Raw genomic sequence first — 16,650 nt, forward strand, 5'->3', positions numbered from 1 at the left:
AAAAAAGTATGTATTGTCACATAAAAACATAATTATTAGATTAAAGACTATTTTTTTATCATAGAGAGTTAAATTTTACGGTCGTATTTACTAATATGCTTGTTACTAATCGTCTTACGTTAGTCCTTATATTAAAAGTTATTTTAAAAAAATTAACAGATTTGGGAATATAAATCAGCGTATCCAATTACCCTATGTTATCGTACATCAGACGGGCAAAATTTGAATATTTAAAGTTTTAACATGCCAATATTTAAAATTTGTAGAAGAACTTATTGCCCCTTTTGGGCATCGTAAACTTTAGAATGTAGCAGTTTCCGGCTAAAATGGTTGCGTATGGACTACTGTTGACAATTGCTGTTTTGATTTTGGGCCAGACTTTCTTTAACCGCTGGACCAACGAAGTGAAAATCTGTAAACCCTAACCAATAACCTTCTATGTCACTTTCAACAGGAGAGCATGAAAAAACGAAGCAGTGGTACCTTGAGAATTTTAATATTTTTAGCGTGTTAACCACAGAGGACCGACAACAACTGGGCAAACTTGCTTTAATGCAAAAAACCAACAAAGAGGAGGTTATATACTTCTCGGGCGATACCTCGAACTGTTTTTATTTAATTAAAGTGGGTAGAGTTAAAATTACACAGAAGTTTGCAACCGGCAAAGAGGTGATTCTTGCCATTTTAGGGCCAGGTGAGATATTTGGCGAACTAGCCGTGGTTGGGCAGGCTAGCCGCACCGAGGTGGCGGTTGCAGCAGAAGACTCCTTGGTCTGTAAGTTTAATGCCTGCGATTTTACCAGGCTTATGGCTAAGAACCCCAGGTTGATTCTGCAGATTAGCAAAACTATTGGCGAGCGCCTTGAGAAGGTACAGAGGCGCCTGGAAAGCCTGATTTTCAGAACGGCTGAGGAGCGCATCATGGACTTTCTAAAGGAGTTGGCAAAGGAATATGGCCATCAGGTGGCCAATAACCCTAACGAGGCGGCCATTCATATGCATATTACCCATGAAGAGATAGGAAAGCTTACCGCAACCAGCCGCCAAACTGTTTCCTCTGTTCTCAAAAACCTGGAAAAGGCCGGAATAATTCTTTATGACCGACATCGAATCTATATCAAAAGCCTGAGCAGCCTATAGTTTTTGCCTTTACCAGCCACACAAATGGTTTGCTGCCAGCCGTTATATAAAGTATAAAGTAAGCCCTAAATTCAGGAAGAAGTCTCAGCAGATCTTTATCTGTTCCTTTATGCCCGCCTGATATAGCCGGAAAATGCATTCCCGTTGCATCGTTACCTTAAAAAATTATCTTCAAATTTGTCAGCATCACGACAAAACCGAAACTTTCCGGCTTCAGTCCGATCACGTCCAAAAACTGCCGGGTAGCTGTGTGCGCTGCAAAATGGATGATTTTGGCAGAGAGTAACCTGGCTGTAAACTCAATATCAGTGTATGTACAGCTAACTCACAGGTTGTGAGAGCGTAAAATTGTGCAGGCACCTCAAACACGACAGGCAGTGTGCATGCCAGTAAGAATTGCCAGGTATTAATGGCACACCATGTAATTAGCGATTAAAAATAAAGCATTATGAAAGTAAAAAATCTTAAAATACACGCTCTAAAGCGTTTAACGTTTTCGCTGGGGTTGCTTCTCCCGCTCAGTATACTACTGAGTTGCAATGATGACAATAAGGGTAGCAATGATTTCCCGGATATCCAGACACCGGATGGCTTTAAGGTGGAGAAAGTAGTTGGAGGCCTTCAGTTACCTACCAGCATGACCTGGGACGATCAGGGGAATATGTATGTAGTAGAAGCGGGGGGAGGGCTGGAGCCTGAAAAACTAGCACCCATCCGCATCATGAAAATTGAAAACGGAAAGGCCACCGAAGTGGTAGACCTGGCCAGTAAAGGAATAAACCCTGCTGTGGTAGGCCTTGCCTGGTATAACGGGGCATTCTATATCACACACCGTGCCGACGACCTTACCGGCGCTGTTTCGCGGGTGACGATGGATGGCCAGGTAGAAACTATCTTTAAAGGCATCATAGACAGCCAGGCCGAACACCAGATAAATGATATACGGGTTGGTCCGGATGGCAGAATGTATGTGGCGGTTGGCCCGGCAGGAAATGCCGGTGTGGTAGACAAATCGGTTGCCCCCTGGATCATGCGAAGCCCGAATGTGCACACTACGCCGTGTCAGGACATAGTTTTGTTAGGGAAAAACTTTAAGACACCTGATTTTAGATCAAGCAATCCGGGCGATACGGTTTTAACCGGGGCCTACCTGCCGTATGGTACCCCTTCCACGCCCGGCCAGGTAATAAAGGGTGTGCAATTGTGCGGCGGCTCTATACTGGCTTTCGACCCTGCCAATGCGCTGGGTACCATGGAAACGTATGCATGGGGCTTTCGGAATTTAATCGGGTTAGCCTGGAGCAGCACAGGTGAAATGTATGGCGCTGAGAATGGTTACGATGTGCGTGGTGCCCGACCGGTGAAAGGGGAGATAGATGCCACCTTGCGTATTCGCAAAGGGATGTGGTACGGTATCCCGGACTTCTCTGCCAGCCGCAAGCCCTTGACAGATGCCACATTTGAGGTGCCGGACAGCCTGCAGGCCATGGTTGTTTTAAACGGACAGCCGCAAGGCAAAAACCTGGGTTTTGTAATAGACCATCAGGCAAGCGGATTAACCCCTCCTGACCCTTCGGTAGTTGTAGGAAGACATGAGGTTAATTCATCACCAAGTATGATCGATGTGGCGCCGTCCTCATGGGGTGATTTGGCGGGAATGCTCTTTGTAGCCGAATGGGGCGATCTGGCTCCTCCAACAAATCCCTTGCGAGGGAAAGCTCCTGCCGGAAGCCGCGTTGTGATGATTGACCCGTCCACCGGAAACATGCAACCTTTCCTAAGCAACATGCAGCCCGGACCGGCATCAGCGCAAGGTAGCAAGGAAGCCGGTATTGAACGCCCTTTTGGGGTGCGGTTCGGTCCCGATGGTGCACTGTATGTGGTAGACTACGGTGTGGTAACGATTGACATGAGCAAAAAACCCCCTTATGCGTACCAGCCGGGCACTGGTTCAATCTGGAAAGTGACGAAGCAATAAGGAGTATTACCCGAAACAGCTCTAAGCCAGAACTAAATATCATCTGTTTCTATGGCAGCCACTCGTATGTAAATGCGAATGGCTGTTTTTTTGCCCCTGAAGCAACATTTATGTGCCACCAAAACCTAAGGTTCTACACCTTCCGTATGAGTAGTTTAATATTTTGAACTTAACAATAAAACAATGAAACAAACTAATCTAATCAAACACCTTGCTTCTTATCGACAGCAATATAAAGCCATGAGAGAACGTATAAGCCAAAACTCAGGCCTACCGATGTTCTTCCTGGCTTTCGTGGTGTTGTTTACCGTCAGCTGCTCTCAGAACAACGAGAACCAGGCAACAGAAACAGAAACAACAGAGCAGGTTGCAAATGCTGATATGGATGGCATGCAAAACGGTGCGATGAATAACGGGGAGAACCTGGAGCCAAAAGGGCCGGCGCCAGCGTGGGGTCCAACCATCACAGATCCAATGCAGGTGGTGATCGAAGAGCTAGACAGTCTGATCACTGGCCCTCCTTTATTTGAAAGGTCAGCACAGCAGGCACGCCAAGCGGCAACACCGGCTGATGCAGTGAAGAATGTGATGATGGATAACAACATACAGGTGGCACCCGCTAAAGTAGATACCACCGGGCGCACGGTACCCGTAGAAGGCGGCAATATACATGTGCGTGTTTATACCCCTCAAGGCGGAAGTGCCCCGTATCCAGGCATTGTGTATTACCACGGGGGTGGCTGGGTAATTGCCAGTATTGATGCTTACGATGCGTCGGCCCGTGCACTTGCCGATAAAACCGGGGCTGTGGTTGTATCAGTGGGTTACCGCCAGGCGCCAGAGTATAAGTTCCCCACTGCCCATAACGACTCTTTTGCGGCTTATAAGTGGGTGCTCAACAATGCACAGTCGCTTCAGATCAACCCCGATAAAATTGCTGTGGCGGGTGAGAGTGCCGGTGGAAACCTGGCAGCCGCGGTAAGCATGATGGCCCGTGACAATAACGTGAAGCTTCCGATACATCAGTTGTTGGTGTACCCGATAGCTGGGTATGATTTTAACACAGAATCCTATAACAAGTACGCCGAGGCCCACCCGTTGAACAAGCCGTTCATGAAATGGTTTTTCGAGAAATACCTGAACAGTCCGAAGGATGCAGAAAGTCCGCTTATCTCTTTGGTGAAAGCCAAAAACCTGAAAAACCTGCCGCCTGCCACGGTCATTAATGCACAGATCGATCCGTTGCAGACAGAGGGGCAGATGTATGCCGATATGCTCCAGAAGGCAGGAATACCGGTAAGGACCAAGGTTTATGATGGCGTTACGCATGAGTTTTTCGGTATGGCTGCTGTGCTTCCACAAGCCAGAGAGGCCCAAAGTATGGCAGTAGAGGAACTTAAGAAAGCTTTTGCCAAATAACAAGTTACTATTTTAAAGCTGTAGTAAAGCAGCTGTTAGCAAGCCATCGAGGTCCTCACTTTAAAATGAGGACCTCGGTTGTTTTAAGTCGGTAAAGTTGGCAGTGGAAATTCAATAAAGCATTAACCTGGCAGGGAATAAGCGTCCACTTCCTGCACGGCCCCGCTCGGCATATTCCCAATTAAATGCGCGCCAATGCGCACGCGGATGAGCCGGAGGGTAGGGAAGCCGACTGCTGCCGTCATTTTCCTGACTTGCCTGTTTTTCCCCTCTGTCAGGGTTATGGATACCCAACTGGTGGGGCCGTGCCTGTCATCGCGTATGCGGCGGCTTCTTTCCGGGAAAGTTGGGGAAGGGTTAAGTATTTCTGCCTGGCAAGGCCTTGTCTGGTACATCACACCTTCAATACTTACTGTAAGCCCTTGCCTTAATTTGTTTAGAGCGATACTGTCTATTAAGCCGTCAACTTGGGCATAATACTCTTTTTCAATGTGGCTGCTCCGTACCAACTCACTCATTTTCCCGTCTGTGGTTAGTAAGAGCAGCCCTTCGCTATCCTCATCCAGCCGGCCAATCGCCATCGTACCCTCCGGAAAAGTATACAGGCTGCCCAAAAGCTTTTTCTTAGGCTGGTCACATACAAACTGGCTAATGTAGCCGTAAGGTTTATGCAGTATAAAATGCCGGTGCTCCATGTATCTGAAATCAAAGTATCCCTGCAAAATTAAGAATTTCAGATTTAGGATGGAGTATCCTGCTCCATCGGATAAACGCGTGTATAGTTGCGGCATGGAAAAGGATGTTGTCCGCACACCCCTTAATTAGTAACTGAAAGTATGGATTTGGGGTATTACTAAATCAGCAATACTTAAAAAAAGCGTTTGTTACTAAACCTGGGGCAGCTATAACCAGAATAGTTACGCGCTTACATTAGTGGCAGAAATGCGCAGCAGGGGTAGAAAACATTTGCAAACGCAATTTGTTAATTTAACTATACTTTGATTTTAAGCACAACAATGGAAATAGCAACACTAGGCAATGGGTGCTTCTGGTGCACAGAAGCCGTTTTTCAAAATTTAGAAGGAGTGGAGCGCGCAGTATCCGGCTACATGGGCGGACATGTAGACAACCCCAGTTACAAGCAAGTATGCTCCGGCAGCACCGGGCATGCCGAGGTGCTGCAAATCACGTATGATCCTGCTAAAACTAGCTTCAGGGAGCTGTTGGAAGTGTTCTGGAAAACGCATGACCCCACCACCCTGAACAGACAGGGCAATGACGTGGGCACACAGTATCGTTCCGTCATATTTTATCATAACGAAGAACAGCGGCAGGTGGCAGAAAAGCTGAAGAATGAGCTGGATGCCTCCGGTGCTTTTTCAGCCCCCATCGTCACCATGCTGGAACCGGCTTCTAAATTTTACGCTGCAGAAGATTACCACCAGAATTATTTCAACACCCACGGCCACGAACCCTACTGCAGCTATGTGATTAAGCCGAAGATGGATAAATTTCACAAAGAGTTTAAAGACAAGCTAAAAACAGCCAGGTAAGCAGAGCGCAATTAACATTGGTAGCAATCTGGTACTTATGCATTAAAAAGCCGCTTAAATCTTACTTAAGAAAGGCGTAACATGTATAAAATGCAGGGGTTTTGAAGCGATAAAAATAGTATCTTTGCCCCTTTATTATATACAGCATGATTTCAGTAGACGGCGTAACCGTCGAGTTTAACGGCTCGGCGCTTTTTAGCAACATAGCTTTTAACATCAACGAAAATGACCGTATCGCCCTGATGGGGAAAAACGGTGCCGGTAAATCCACGCTCCTCAAAATTATTGCAGGGGCCAGCAAACCTACCAAAGGTAAAATGTCGGCCCCAAAGGATGCCGTGATCGCGTACTTGCCCCAGCATTTGCTAACCGATGATAACTGCACCGTTTTCGAGGAGGCTTCCAAGGCTTTTGCAAGCGTGCTGGATATGAAAGCGCAAATGGAGGACTTGAATGCGCAGCTCGAAACCCGTACCGATTACGACTCCGATGATTACTATAAACTGATCGAGCAGGTCTCGGAACTGGGGGAAAAGTACTACTCCATCGAAGAGATAAACTTTGATGCGGAGGTGGAGAAAACCCTGAAAGGGCTGGGTTTTGAGCGCCCTGACTTCAGTAGGCCCACTAAGGAGTTTAGTGGCGGCTGGCGCATGCGCATCGAGTTGGCCAAGATTCTGCTGCAGAAACCAGACCTGATCCTGCTGGATGAGCCTACCAACCACCTCGATATCGAATCCATTCAATGGCTCGAGGATTTCCTGGTGAACAACGCCAAAGCGGTTATTGTGATCTCGCATGATAAAACCTTTGTAGACAATATCACCAACCGCACCATTGAGGTAACCATGGGGCGTATTTACGATTACAAGGTAAACTATTCGCATTACCTGCAACTGCGCCAGGAAAGGCGCGAGCAGCAGCAGAAACAATTTGAGGATCAACAAAAAGAGATTGCCGACATTCAGGGCTTTATCGATCGTTTTAAAGGCACCTATTCTAAAACGCTGCAAGTGCAGTCGCGGGTAAAGATGCTGGAAAAGATACAGCTCATTGAAGTGGATGAAGTGGATACTTCGGCCTTGAGTCTGAGGTTTCCGCCGGCCCCGCGCTCTGGCAATTATCCGGTAATAGTGGAGGAGCTCACTAAAAAGTATGGCGATTACACCGTGTTCGAAAATGCCTCTCTTACGCTGGAACGTGGTGAGAAAGTGGCCTTTGTAGGCAAGAACGGCGAGGGGAAATCTACGTTGGTGAAAGCCATTATGGGTGAGCTTGAGTATGAAGGCAATTTGCAGTTAGGCCATAACGCCATGATCGGGTATTTCGCCCAGAACCAGGCGGCCTTGCTGGACCAGGAACTTACTGTATTCCAGACCATAGACCAGATTGCGATAGGGGATGTGCGCACCCGCATAAAAGACCTGCTGGGTGCTTTTATGTTTAGCGGCGAAACCATCGAGAAAAAGGTGAAAGTGCTGTCTGGTGGTGAGAAGACGCGCTTGGCCATGATCAAACTACTCCTGCAACCCGTAAACCTGCTTATACTCGATGAACCTACCAACCACCTCGACATCAAAACGAAGGACATCCTGAAAGAGGCCTTGAAAAGCTTCGATGGGACCATCATCCTGGTATCGCATGACAGGGATTTTCTGGATGGACTGGCAACCAAGGTGTTTGAATTTGGCAACAAACGCATTAAACAGCATTTTGAGGATATCAATGGGTTTTTAAGAAATAAAAAGCTTGAAAACCTGCGTGAAATAGAAAGAACCGCCACCAAGTAATTAACTGAAACAAGCTGCACAATGGCCATGATACTGATAAGCCAGGGGAGGGATATGAAACCCTGGGCAAAAGCATTGCAAGAGAAAAGACCGGAGCTGGACCTCAGACTGTACCCCGACACAGGTAATAAGGAAGATATTACTTTTGCCCTTGTCTGGAATCATCCGATCGGAGTATTTGCCGAGTTTCCGAACCTTCAGTGCATTTCATCCATGGGTGCCGGCGTGGACCATATCATGAAAGACCCTGGCTTGCCAGACTTGGCCCAGATCACGCGCGTAACAGACGAAAACCTGACCCGCGACATGGCCGACTTCTCCATTGCCCTTGTCATGAACCACCTTCGCGGGTTGTCATTTTATAAAACGCAGGAAACGGAAAGTAACTGGACACCGAAGCCCTACCTGCGCATCAGCGATGTAACCGTGGGTGTGATGGGAGTGGGTGTTTTAGGCGCGCATGTGGCCGGTAATCTGGCTAAACTAGGTTTTAATGTGAATGGTTGGGCAAGTACGGCAAAGAACATAGCAGGTGTGAACATATTTGCCGGCGACGAGGCCCTCGATGCTTTCCTGGCTCAGGCCCAGGTGCTGATCTGTTTATTGCCGCTAACCAAAGCAACCAAAAACATCCTGAACAAGGAAACGTTCCGAAAGTTACCCCAAAACGCATTTATCATAAACGTAGCAAGGGGCGCGCACCTGGTGGAAGCCGACCTGCTTGAAATGCTGGACAACGGCCATTTGTCAGGCGCGAGCCTTGATGTTTTCAGGGAAGAGCCGCTGCCGGAACAGCATCCTTTTTGGGCGCACCCGAAGGTAAACGTAACTCCGCACATCGCCAGCGTAACCGACCCGGCCTCTGTGGTTCCTCTTATCCTTGAAAACTATGACAGGTTGCGGAATAAACAACAATTGCTCAATGTAGTCTCACCCAAAAAAGGATACTAAGCATGGGGTCTTTTCATTACGCTTTCAAGGTGAAGGACATTGAATCCACACGTCAGTTTTATATAGGCGTGTTGGGTTGCCGGGAGGGCAGAAGCACGGAGAGCTGGATTGACTTTGATTTTTTTGGACACCAGCTTTCTGCCCACGTTAGCCCTCATCTGCCAGCGCTGGATTATTGCGGAAAAGTGGACGGCATCCGTGTTCCGATCCCTCATTTTGGCTGTATTCTAGAACATGAGCAGTTTGAGCAGTTGCAGGAAAAATTAACCCAGCACCATGTGAAATTTATCGTGGCGCCATATATCCGCTATCAGGGGAAGCCAGGGGAACAGCATACGATGTTTTTCCTTGACATGAGCGGAAATCCTTTGGAAATTAAGGCGTATAAGGATGTAAAGGAAATATTTGCATCCTAGCTAAGCTGCGTGCTGGTCCACCAGGGCGCCGGTTCCTTTTCCAGCGTGTTCCTTTCGTCTACGAACTACAGGACAACATGGAGCAACCCGCTTTCTCATTGGCCCAGTCTGGCCTTTTGGCGAAGAACTTGTCAGACTGGCTGGAGTAAGGTGATTTGATGGCAGCCTGGAGTTCTGTAAACAGGTGGGCATCGCCTTTCTCCAGTTGCTCAATAGCCTGGTGTAGCAGGTAGTTCCGAAGTATGAAACGCGGATTGGCGGCCCGCATCATTTGCTGTGAATCGAGGCGTTTGATGGTGTTGGTGTTCAGCCGAGCGATATAGGTTTTTACCCAGTCTGTCAGGGCCTCTGTTTCCTGTTCAGCAGGCGCTTTGTAAAAGCTCTGCTCAAAATGGGCTATAACCGCCTTAGCATCTCCAACGTGAAGGGGCAAATCGAGCAGGAGCTGGTAAAAGATGGTCATATCAGGCTGCAATGCAGTCAGGGTGGCTTCCAGTTGCCTGATTAATTGGATGTCAGTTTCCGAAACCTGGTCCAGCCCCAGCTTTTTCCCCATCATGGCATAATAATGCTGCCAGTATACTTCCTGGTACGTTTCGAGCGTGGCCACCAGTTCCTCTTTCTGCCCTGGCAACAAAGGGAGCAAGGCGCCAGCCAGACAACCCAGGTTCCAGTAAGCAACCGAGGGCTGCTTGCCAAAAGCATATCTTCTGCCAGGTAAATCAGTGGTGTTCGGGGTAAAAGTCGGGTCATATTCATCCACAAACGAATAGGGGCCATAGTCGATGGTGAGACCAAGTATAGACATGTTGTCAGTGTTCATCACCCCATGCACAAAGCCTACGCGCATCCATTCCACCATCAGTTTTGCGGTGCGGTCCACTACTGCCTTAAACCAAGGCAATACCTTATTCTCCGCTTTAATATGGGGGTAATAGCGCGCTATAGTCCAGGTGGTTAAGTTGCGCAGATTGTCAATCTCCTTACGGGCGTTCAGCATTTCGAAATTGCCAAATCGCAGGAAGCTTGGAGCGGTGCGCATGACAATGGCACCGGGCTCGTAAGCTGCATTTCCGTTGTAAAACATGTCGCGCAGCACCGCATCGCCGGTGGCTACCAGGCTCAGCGCTCTGGTGGTGGGAACGCCCAGGTAATGCATTGCTTCGCTCATGAGGTACTCGCGTACCGAGGAGCGCAGCACTGCGCGACCATCCGCACGGCGGGAATAGGGAGTGGGACCACCTCCTTTCAGCTGCAGTTCCCATGACTTGCCTGCAGCGGTTTCCCATTCGCCAAGCGTAATAGCACGGCCATCTCCCAATTGGTCTGCCCAGTTACCGAACTGGTGCCCGGCATAGCAGGCGGCATACGGTTGCATGGTTTCCGTCACCAGGTTACCGCCCAGTATATCCACTTCCTGCTGCGCTGTTGGTTTTTGGATACCCAATTCCTGGGCCAGCTCATCCGACCAGGCTAACAATTCAGGTTTTGCGACAGGGGTGGGCCGGGCACTGGAATACAGCATGCCGGGTGTCTGGCGCGGGGTCAGGTCACCGGTAGTATCTCCCGGGAATTTATGGACAAAATTGTTGTGGTAGGGTATGGTAAGTAAACTTTGCATGCGGGTGGGTTACATGGTGGCAATGCTGACAGGCAAATCGGGTTTATTTCTTCCTGTTGCTTCTTCCTTTTTTAGCTTTCTTCTCTACGCTTCGCTCGTGCTTTAATTGCTGAAATTCCTCATTCGTGACATGGACAGCGTATTCGACCGCGGTTAAGATGGTGACATCGGCATCAAAGTCATACGCTGTGGTCACGTAAAGCTCCTTGTTCTCATTCAGCTCATACAATTCGCCGACTTTGTCATATACCAGAAACCGGTGTTCGCCTTCTTCAAAATGCTTGCCTGTAACCCTGGCCAGGCAATCGCCGGTCAGGGTAAAGGGCGTTTCTAGCTCATCCATAAAATCAAATGGCTGATAAAAACGGCCGTCTTTCATTTGGGTAATATATTCAATCCTGTCAACCAGGAGCTCAATGTCCTTGTTATTGTCGTCCCTTTTTTGCTTTATCTGGTTAAGGTTTCCTGTTAATCTCATCATACTTTACAGATCGCTGTGTTTTTAGCTTACGTAGCGGCACGCATTTTCGTGCCGGCTTTGCCTGCGAAGATAGGAAGTATAAAATTAAGGTGGTTCCTTTAACAACTTTTAACACCGCAGCGTGTAGCATCAGAGAGAACTGCTTCCGAACCTGAAAGTATAGCCTTACCCCAACGTATATGGCAAACAATCCTCGCTTCTATATCTAATACGGAAGTATAGCCGTATTAAAGTTTTAAAACATAAACGATATGAAGACGAATAACAAAACGATTGATTACCTGATCCAGAACCCCTCTGAGATATCTGCAGCCATTCAGGACCCAAGAAAATTCGGCATGGATTTCTGGAACGATTTAACCAACAAAAACAAAGGCTACCTGGCTTTCGCTGCCGGCGCCGGGCTTATTATGTACGGTGTTTATATAAGCCGGCAGGAGGATGAGGTATTACCAGAGGACACGTCATCTTAATTTTACCGCTTACTATTCCGGTTTAATAAGGGAGATGGAAGATGCCTGACGGCATGGCGTCTCCCATACTTTTTTTATCGATTTCAGGTAACTCAAACCTGCATATCCCTGGTGCAGGTTTTTTCCTGTCAGCTGTAAATTGTTCCGGCCCCGTGCTTTTCATTCCAGAATTCCCGGTTAACTTTGTTATTCATCCAGCGGCCAACACGCTGCATCAAACGCACGACTGTCTAATTCAACTTAATGTCTACTGCCGATACCAGCGAATTCTTTAAAATACAGCGTGACGCATCCGAGATCAAATCAGAAATACTGAGCGAGTACTTTAAAGCCTGGTGCAGTAGTTACTTGCAGGGCCAGCGCTATAAGTCGGATCATAGTCTGGCTTTTATAGATCTGTATGCCGGCGAAGGAGCATTTATTGATAAAAAGCCAGCATGCCCGGTTAAAATCTTGAACAGTGTTTTCGGGACATCGGATCGGTATAACCTGAATAAAATTGTCAGGACGTTTTTTACAGACCAAAAGCCTGCTATAGCAGCCAGGCTGAAACAGAACCTGGAGCAGCTGCCATACTTTGCTGACCTGGTGCACAAGCCTGTACTGCTGCACGAGGAGATAAATTTTAGTTTACTGGCCCGGCTGTTGGGCACCGACACACCCGCGCTTCTTTTTGCGGACCCTTTCGGTTACGATTTTTCGCAGCAAATGCTTTTGCAGTCCATCAGGCGCTGGGGGCTGGATGTTTTTATGCTGTTCAGTCCTGCTAAAATGCGGACCGCCATCCAAAACGTGACAGAAAAACACATCCTGTGGGATATTTTCGGGGTAGAACGTATCCGGAAGATCACAGAATTTTATGACCGCTACCAGGACGCCACGCAGCGGGAAGACTTTATCGTGGACAGCTTCGAGGAGATCTTCAAAGAAAAGGAGTACAAGACGTTTCGTTTCAAAATAAGCCTCCCGAAGAAGAACCAGACCAGTCATTACCTCTTTTTTGTTTCCAAAACAGATACCGCTTACATGAAGATGAAGGAGCTCATGCTCATGTACAGCGATTTTCAGGAAGACGGCGTGCCCTTGTTCGGCGCCAACATCAAGCACCAGCTCTCCCTGTTTCAGGAGCAGTACCGGTATTCCATTAAAAACCTGACGTCAGCATTAGCCCATATGGCAGATTTTTACCATAACCTACCCCTGGATAGTATTTACAGGCATCATAACATCGGCACAAGCTACATCAGGGGTAATTACCTGCAAGCTTTTGAGGCGCTGCGGGCAGCTGGTCTGGTCACCGCTTTCAACCCTGTATCCAGAAAGCCGATGCGCAAAGTATCCTTTACTTCTGTAATCGTATATACCTGATCCTGTTGAATCAGGCACAGGTTTTGATAAAGTCTGGAAAAGTAATTTTACGCTCGGTACAAGTACGTATATTTGTCATATGCAAAATCCTAAGTTATATATGCTCCTGTTAGGGTGCAGGCCTGCGGGCAGGAACACAGAACAACACGATATTTTCTTTGGCATTGCCAACACTTTGAAGGAGCTTGTGCCTGAGCTCAAAACTTTCTGGCCCGAAGCGAAAAGCCTGTTACACGTGGATGCATGGCGCGAGGTAAACTTTGTAGATGGCCACGAGGTAGTGGTTGTGCCAAAAAAGGAACATGAAATGAACATGGATCTAAGTACGCCCAAATTGTTTTTCCTGAACCTCGGCGGATACAAAGTGAATGAGTTTGATGAATTCCATTATAAGATGCTAGCGGTTGCCAAAGATCAGGGCGAGGCTATTAGGCAGGGCAAACAGACAGCCTTTTATAAACACACGGGCTTTAAGGGCGCAGCCTCGCACGTAGACGATAAGTTTGGCGTGGATGTAGACGACCTTTTTTTAGTGAAGGATATCCTTACAGAATCTCAACGGAAAAAATACAGTCTGCAGTTGATCCCCAAAAATTCAGGCGTTGAGGATAAGATGCACCTGGGGTATTTTAAGCTGGGTAAACTATAAACTTTCTGCTCCTGACTTTTTAGGGCTTTAGATCTTGCCTTTACTTTCTTTGTGCCCATGGGAACATCTTTTAGCCGCCCTTTACTCGTATTTTTCGCCCTGTTATGGCACACAGCTTCCTGGGCACAGGAAGTGCCTGCTAAGTTAAAAGCTGCATTTGAGGCTTTTGAACGCGACCCACAGCTGAGCAGTGGCCTGGCGTCACTGTACGTGGTGGATGCGCAAACGGGCAAAGTGATCTACCAGAAAAACGGTTTGGTAGGTTTAGCCCCTGCTTCCACACAGAAAGTGATCACGAGCGTAAGTGCCTATGAGCTGCTCGGCAAGAATTTCCGTTATGAAACCAGGTTTGCCTTTCACAAGGACAGAGAACGGACTTCCCTGATGATCCTCCCCTCCGGCGACCCGACGCTGGGTAGCTGGCGCTGGCCGGAAACCAAAGCGCCGGTGGTGTTAAAAAACCTTTCCCATTCAATTCACAAAACTGGTATCCGGAAATTCGACGCGCTGTTGCTGGATAATGCAGGGTGGGAGGGGGAAGTGATTCCGGATGGCTGGATCTGGCAGGACCTGGCTAACTATTACGGTGCCGGGGCCGCTAAACTTAACTGGCGCGAAAACCAGTACGATCTCTTTTTACGATCCGGGCATACCATTGGCGACCCGGTAAAAGTTCTCAGAACTGAACCTCCCCTTAAAAATGTTTCCTTTCGTTCTGAGGTAGTTTCTGCGGCTACAGGTACCGGTGATAAAGCTTACATCTATTTCCCGGTCAGCACATCGTACGTCACCATTCGGGGTACTATTCCGGTTAAGGAAAACAGCTTTAAAATTTCAGGCGCCATGCCTTCCGCTTCCGGCCAGTTTATTTATACTTTAGCCGATACCTTACAAATTTTAGGCATACAATTGCCGCAACGTGCTGCACAACAGGCAACGAAGCTTAGTGATTTTACGGTTTTTCATACCATTACCTCGCCCCCCCTGGACAGTATTATGTACTGGTTCAACCAAAAGAGCATCAATTTATACGGCGAGGCGCTGGTCAGAACCATTGCCTCGAAACACGGCGCAAACAACGCAGCGGATACCGGTGTTAAAACGATACAGCATTTTTGGGGGAAGCGCGGCATCCCGGATACGGAGCTGATGATGGTGGATGGTTCCGGGCTTTCCCCTTTGAACCGGGTTACAACCCACGCCCAGGTCAGTATTTTACTGCATGCCTTTAAACAACCCTGGTACAGCGGTTTTTACCATGCATTGCCTGTTTACAACGGCATGAAAATGAAAAGCGGCACCATTCAGGGGGTTAAAGCATTTTGCGGCTACCATACCAGCAAGCAAGGGCGGACTTACGTGTTTGCGTTTACCGTGAATAATTACAATGGCTCTTCGGCTTCGCTGGTGCCTAAAATGTACAAGGTACTGAACGTGCTGAAGTAAACTCTTTCTGCTTTAATACCCACCTTATTTACCAAAGGAAAGCGACTGTTTGCTTATCTAATTTCAGTATAGCGCAAATTGTCGCCTTAACATAAAATGACGATGCTTACCCAAAAAGCCGATGCTTACCCAAAAAGCCCAGGATTTACGTATTATATAAATTGCATCACCTGGCATTGTTTATAACAATACTTGCGGGATACTGCCGGTACTACAAGGAAAAAGTATGGAAGCGTTAATAATCGTTTTGATTCTGACACTGTACGGCGTGGGCTATGTGGTATATTACATGTACGGACGTAAAAAGCCACCTCGTAAGTTTCACGATCATTTCTGGTGGTGAAAATGAATACCATCAGAAACAGCCAGAAGATTAGTATACCTTTCTTAATGACGGCTGCCTGTGGAGGAGGTTCTTTAGCACGCTAAGGTTTTTTATCGAATAACTTGCCACGTTATATTCATTTAGTTTTCGCATGTTATGTTTTAGAGCGAAAATAACACAAGGGTTAATTTTTGCCTGCAGATAGTGGAGGTTCAGGCTCCGGTACCCTGTTGTTGATCGGTTTGGTTGACTTCAGGTAGGCAAAAATTGCTTTCAGTTCTTCATCCGACATGTGCTGATACATCTCCCAGGGCATAGGGGGTAAAATAGTGCGGGCAGAGGCGATTCCTTTGTGTTTTCCTTCCCGGAGCGCTTTAATAAAATTCTGCTCCTGCCAGGTTCCGATACCTGTTTTATCAGAGGTGAGATTCGCTGCATAAGAAATACCCCAGGGCCCAACCCATGCAGTCGAGTTATCAGTAACAGCCAACCCCTTTTTCTCTATTTCTGCCCGCTCTATGTCAGGAGGAGGCGTCTTCGCCGGATGTCCTGAAAGCATTAAGGTCTGGTCCAGCACAGGGCCTTTGTCCGTCATTTTTTTAGGGGTATGGCAGTCGCCACAACCCGTAATCATAACCAGGTGCTTGCCATATTCCACCTGACTTTTGAAGCCTCCATTTTGAAGTTGCGGTGTACCCTGCTGTAGCGCAGGTACGAGCGCGGCTTGTTCCAGATGGTTCTCAGTTTTTATATCGGAACACCGCGAAAGCAAGCAGATACCTGAAATAAGAATTAGTCCGGGGTAAATATTGTTTACTTTCATAGTGATTATTGTAAGGTTTCACTCCTTTACCTTATACAATATACTACTGATCAATAATTTATGTAGTGTATATTAATACTATTTCGTTGATAGGTATAATTATTGGGTGAAAGTATTATTTATTTCTGTATACTTTCTTCCTGTATACTATTATGCTAAAAAAGGCATGCTAACTATATAGCATGCCTTCCAGTAAAAAAAATAATAAGCAGCAGGG

The 16,650-nt window shown here is 47.3% G+C and carries 15 protein-coding genes; 11 read left to right on the forward strand and 4 right to left on the reverse strand.

What is annotated here, in order from left to right; translation table 11 throughout:
- Window positions 1-438 precede the first annotated feature (438 nt).
- The 3 genes from AC4BAN_RS05265 to AC4BAN_RS05275 all read left to right on the forward strand — a co-directional run bounded on the left by AC4BAN_RS05265 (window position 439) and on the right by AC4BAN_RS05275 (window position 4,537).
- Entirely contained in the window at window positions 439-1,140 is a 702-nt protein-coding gene (locus tag AC4BAN_RS05265; protein ID WP_490563329.1) for a Crp/Fnr family transcriptional regulator, read from the forward strand.
- Window positions 1,141-1,588: 448 nt separating this feature from the next.
- Window positions 1,589-3,118, forward strand: coding sequence for a PQQ-dependent sugar dehydrogenase (locus tag AC4BAN_RS05270; RefSeq protein ID WP_490563330.1), 1,530 nt, complete (start codon window positions 1,589-1,591; stop codon window positions 3,116-3,118).
- A 240-nt stretch (window positions 3,119-3,358) separates the two neighbouring features.
- Window positions 3,359-4,537 carry an alpha/beta hydrolase gene (locus AC4BAN_RS05275; protein ID WP_490563331.1) on the forward strand — a complete coding sequence of 393 codons (1,179 nt, stop codon included), beginning with the start codon at window positions 3,359-3,361 and terminating at the stop codon, window positions 4,535-4,537.
- A 122-nt stretch (window positions 4,538-4,659) separates the two neighbouring features.
- On the opposite strand, the gene AC4BAN_RS05280 is transcribed toward AC4BAN_RS05275, so the two are convergent.
- Window positions 4,660-5,328: a pseudouridine synthase gene (locus AC4BAN_RS05280; RefSeq protein ID WP_490563332.1), complete on the reverse strand. Its 669-nt coding sequence runs from the start codon at window positions 5,326-5,328 to the stop codon at window positions 4,660-4,662.
- A gap of 225 nt (window positions 5,329-5,553) precedes the next feature.
- Here AC4BAN_RS05280 and msrA point away from each other — a divergent pair, with 225 nt between their 5' ends.
- The 4 genes from msrA (at window position 5,554) to AC4BAN_RS05300 (ending at window position 9,247) form a co-directional block, all read left to right on the forward strand.
- Window positions 5,554-6,090 carry a peptide-methionine (S)-S-oxide reductase MsrA gene (msrA, locus tag AC4BAN_RS05285; RefSeq protein WP_490563333.1) on the forward strand — a complete coding sequence of 179 codons (537 nt, stop codon included), beginning with the start codon at window positions 5,554-5,556 and terminating at the stop codon, window positions 6,088-6,090.
- A 146-nt stretch (window positions 6,091-6,236) separates the two neighbouring features.
- Window positions 6,237-7,880: an ABC-F family ATP-binding cassette domain-containing protein gene (locus AC4BAN_RS05290; protein ID WP_490563334.1), complete on the forward strand. Its 1,644-nt coding sequence runs from the start codon at window positions 6,237-6,239 to the stop codon at window positions 7,878-7,880.
- Between the two features lie 21 nt (window positions 7,881-7,901).
- Entirely contained in the window at window positions 7,902-8,831 is a 930-nt protein-coding gene (locus AC4BAN_RS05295; RefSeq protein ID WP_490563335.1) for a 2-hydroxyacid dehydrogenase, read from the forward strand.
- Between the two features lie 2 nt (window positions 8,832-8,833).
- The gene (locus AC4BAN_RS05300) at window positions 8,834-9,247 is read left to right on the forward strand and encodes a VOC family protein (protein WP_490563336.1); all 414 of its coding nucleotides are present in this window, start codon (window positions 8,834-8,836) and stop codon (window positions 9,245-9,247) included.
- Between the two features lie 58 nt (window positions 9,248-9,305).
- Here the strand turns inward: AC4BAN_RS05300 and AC4BAN_RS05305 are convergent, their stop codons facing one another.
- Window positions 9,306-10,868: a protein adenylyltransferase SelO gene (locus tag AC4BAN_RS05305; protein ID WP_490563337.1), complete on the reverse strand. Its 1,563-nt coding sequence runs from the start codon at window positions 10,866-10,868 to the stop codon at window positions 9,306-9,308.
- 43 nt (window positions 10,869-10,911) lie between these two features.
- Window positions 10,912-11,349 (reverse strand): hypothetical protein, encoded by a 438-nt coding sequence (locus AC4BAN_RS05310; protein ID WP_490563338.1) that lies wholly within the window; start codon window positions 11,347-11,349, stop codon window positions 10,912-10,914.
- Window positions 11,350-11,600: 251 nt separating this feature from the next.
- Here AC4BAN_RS05310 and AC4BAN_RS05315 point away from each other — a divergent pair, with 251 nt between their 5' ends.
- The 4 genes from AC4BAN_RS05315 to dacB all read left to right on the forward strand — a co-directional run bounded on the left by AC4BAN_RS05315 (window position 11,601) and on the right by dacB (window position 15,285).
- Window positions 11,601-11,822: a hypothetical protein gene (locus tag AC4BAN_RS05315; RefSeq protein ID WP_490563339.1), complete on the forward strand. Its 222-nt coding sequence runs from the start codon at window positions 11,601-11,603 to the stop codon at window positions 11,820-11,822.
- Between the two features lie 243 nt (window positions 11,823-12,065).
- On the forward strand, window positions 12,066-13,190 hold the full coding sequence (gene tcmP, locus AC4BAN_RS05320) for a three-Cys-motif partner protein TcmP (protein ID WP_490563340.1): 1,125 nt from the start codon (window positions 12,066-12,068) through the stop codon (window positions 13,188-13,190).
- 100 nt (window positions 13,191-13,290) lie between these two features.
- A complete protein-coding gene (locus AC4BAN_RS05325; protein ID WP_490563341.1) occupies window positions 13,291-13,839 on the forward strand; it encodes a DUF1543 domain-containing protein in 549 nt (182 codons plus the stop codon).
- Window positions 13,840-13,896: 57 nt separating this feature from the next.
- A complete protein-coding gene (gene dacB, locus AC4BAN_RS05330; protein WP_490563342.1) occupies window positions 13,897-15,285 on the forward strand; it encodes a D-alanyl-D-alanine carboxypeptidase/D-alanyl-D-alanine endopeptidase in 1,389 nt (462 codons plus the stop codon).
- A 509-nt stretch (window positions 15,286-15,794) separates the two neighbouring features.
- Here dacB and AC4BAN_RS05335 read toward each other — a convergent pair.
- A complete protein-coding gene (locus AC4BAN_RS05335) occupies window positions 15,795-16,433 on the reverse strand; it encodes a c-type cytochrome (RefSeq protein ID WP_490563343.1) in 639 nt (212 codons plus the stop codon).
- Window positions 16,434-16,650: the final 217 nt, after the last annotated feature.

This window comes from Pontibacter sp. GD13 (genome assembly GCF_058216355.1).